Annotated in this window: 2 protein-coding genes and 1 pseudogene; 1 reads left to right on the top strand and 2 read right to left on the bottom strand. The window is 28.4% G+C overall.

Annotated elements, in window-relative coordinates; all coding sequences use genetic code 11:
• Together CLTEP_RS15415 and CLTEP_RS13810 are read right to left on the bottom strand one after the other, a co-directional pair.
• Positions 1–130, bottom strand: a pseudogene (locus CLTEP_RS15415) (RNA-guided endonuclease TnpB family protein); the annotation flags it as partial.
• Between the two features lie 651 nt (positions 131–781).
• A complete protein-coding gene (locus CLTEP_RS13810) occupies positions 782–1042 on the bottom strand; it encodes a hypothetical protein (RefSeq protein ID WP_066827643.1) in 261 nt (86 codons plus the stop codon).
• Between the two features lie 582 nt (positions 1043–1624).
• On the opposite strand from CLTEP_RS13810, the gene CLTEP_RS15635 reads away from it, so the two are divergent.
• Positions 1625–1810 (top strand): IS3 family transposase, encoded by a 186-nt coding sequence (locus CLTEP_RS15635; protein WP_084365011.1) that lies wholly within the window; start codon positions 1625–1627, stop codon positions 1808–1810.
• Positions 1811–2109: the final 299 nt, after the last annotated feature.

The raw sequence follows: 2109 nt of genomic DNA, 5'->3' as shown, positions 1-2109 counted from the left end.
ACCCTACATCTATACCAACTTTTTTCTCTATTTTAGGTAATTGTTTCTTTTCAGTATCGACTAATATTGATATATAATATTTTCCACTTGGTGTTTTTGATATAGTACAAGATTTAATTAATCCATTAAAGGAAACTCAGATTCATTCTTCATCTGAGTAAGCGATTCACACCAAATCAAAGATTTGGGTTCTCTACTTAAAGAAAGTCAACCATCTCAGAAGTCTATCTTCTTTCAAATTCTTTACTTATAATTCATTGAATTTTGGAATTTCTATAAAATGTATCTCTACCAAATCAGTGAGCATGTAATCCTTAGCTTCATCTTCCCACAGATGAAACTTAGTATGAAACTTACTATATCTATCTTTCCTCTACTCATATTATATCTTAATTTTTATTGTATTTTCACTATCTTTTAAAAAGAATTTATATTTTTTATTAATACAAATTCTACGATAAAAGCAACAAAGATTGTTCGCTTCACTTCAGATCTTTGTAAGGTACCTGACCCTTTATAGCTCCTTATAAAAACTAGAATACAATTTTTGTTGCTACAACATCATAAGATATCAAAAAATTAGGATGCTTGACCCCGATAGAATATTGGAATCAAGCATCCATATGTGCAGGAATTTAAATTAAACTATTTGTCTATTTTACATATGTAGGTTCATTCTGACGTTTGGAAAATTTTTTATCCATAGAATACTATATACATATCCTAGCAAACTTAACCTTGTAATTTTCCCCAAGGGTCTGACCCCTAGCGAGGGAGCTTGCTACTTTACGGCTTTCAATTTTGCAATATCTCTCCAATTACTTGCAGTTATCACTTCAACATTATTTAAATTATCTTTAATTTCCTCAAATTGATTAATCGCTTCATTTCTAAAATCTTTTACCTCTGTTCTAAACTCCGTTAAATATGCTGTTTGTTCTATTACTGAATCCAATTTATTTTCAATTCTATCAAGTCGCACATTTATTTCGTTTTGCCCATCTACCAACTTATTTAATAAATCTAAAATTTTTCCCTCCATTTTTTCACCACCAGTAAACTTTATATTTTCATTTTAGCATTAAAGTATTTTCATTTCAAGCTGATTATCTCAGTTGTATAAACACATTTTTTGTCATATATTTATTATATCCTTTAAATGAGCAAAAACACTTACATTATTTCACAGCAACTAAGCAGACTTATTGAGAGAAACTTTAAAAACATCAAAATAGCATTTAAACGGACCCTATTTTGAGCTTGAAAATAAACTCAAGTACTTACTTCTTGTTGAGATTATTTACGAACTGTTTTTTTAAATTTTCCAACCACCATTTCTAAAATTTTGCACTCTTAGAATGTTATTTATAATTCTTGATCTCTTCTACACTTAATAAGGAAACTCAGATTCATTCTTCATCTGAGTAAGCGATTCACGCCAAATCAAAGATTTGGGTTCTCTACTTAAAGAAAGTCAACCATCTCTGAAGCCTATTTTCTTTCAAATTCTTTAAAATCTAGGAATACAACATTTGAAGTACAATTAGAAATTGTTAAATAGGTTATTGATAATGGCCCAATGAAAAGCTCTTTCGGAATACAAAAATCCTAAATATTCTATGGAATGAAATTCACTTCACTAGAAAATCTGAAAGAAAAGATTATGAAATTTATCGAATTCTACTACAATAGAATATATCAAAAAAAATTAGGATGCTTGACTCCAATTAAATATCAGAATCAACCACCTATATCTGCAGGAACTTTAATTAGATTACCTGTCTACTTGACATATACCGATTCATTCTGATGGTTGAAAAATTATTTATTTATAGAACAGAGATTTCGCATCAAAATTCCAGTTAAAAATTTGTTTTTACTAAAATTTATTTTTTTAACATTTACTTAAATAACTGGGAAGCCTGCAAACCGATAGGTCTTAAAAATAGTTACACCTCCCCCTACCCCAAGAAATTTTAATAATTAATTTCCAGTTTTGTTTTTAAATTATGTCTTAGCAAATATTGGATTAATCCAGTCTTCTTCTATAGTAAATCTTTCATCTCTTATATCTTCAATAATATCTATTTGTAACATTCGTTTTTTTCT

The sequence above is a fragment of the Clostridium tepidiprofundi DSM 19306 genome, from assembly GCF_001594005.1.
Lineage (GTDB): Bacteria > Bacillota > Clostridia > Clostridiales > Clostridiaceae > Clostridium_AC > Clostridium_AC tepidiprofundi.
The sequence above is the reverse complement of the archived record's forward strand: the minus strand, read 5'-3'. Positions and strand labels throughout refer to the sequence as shown.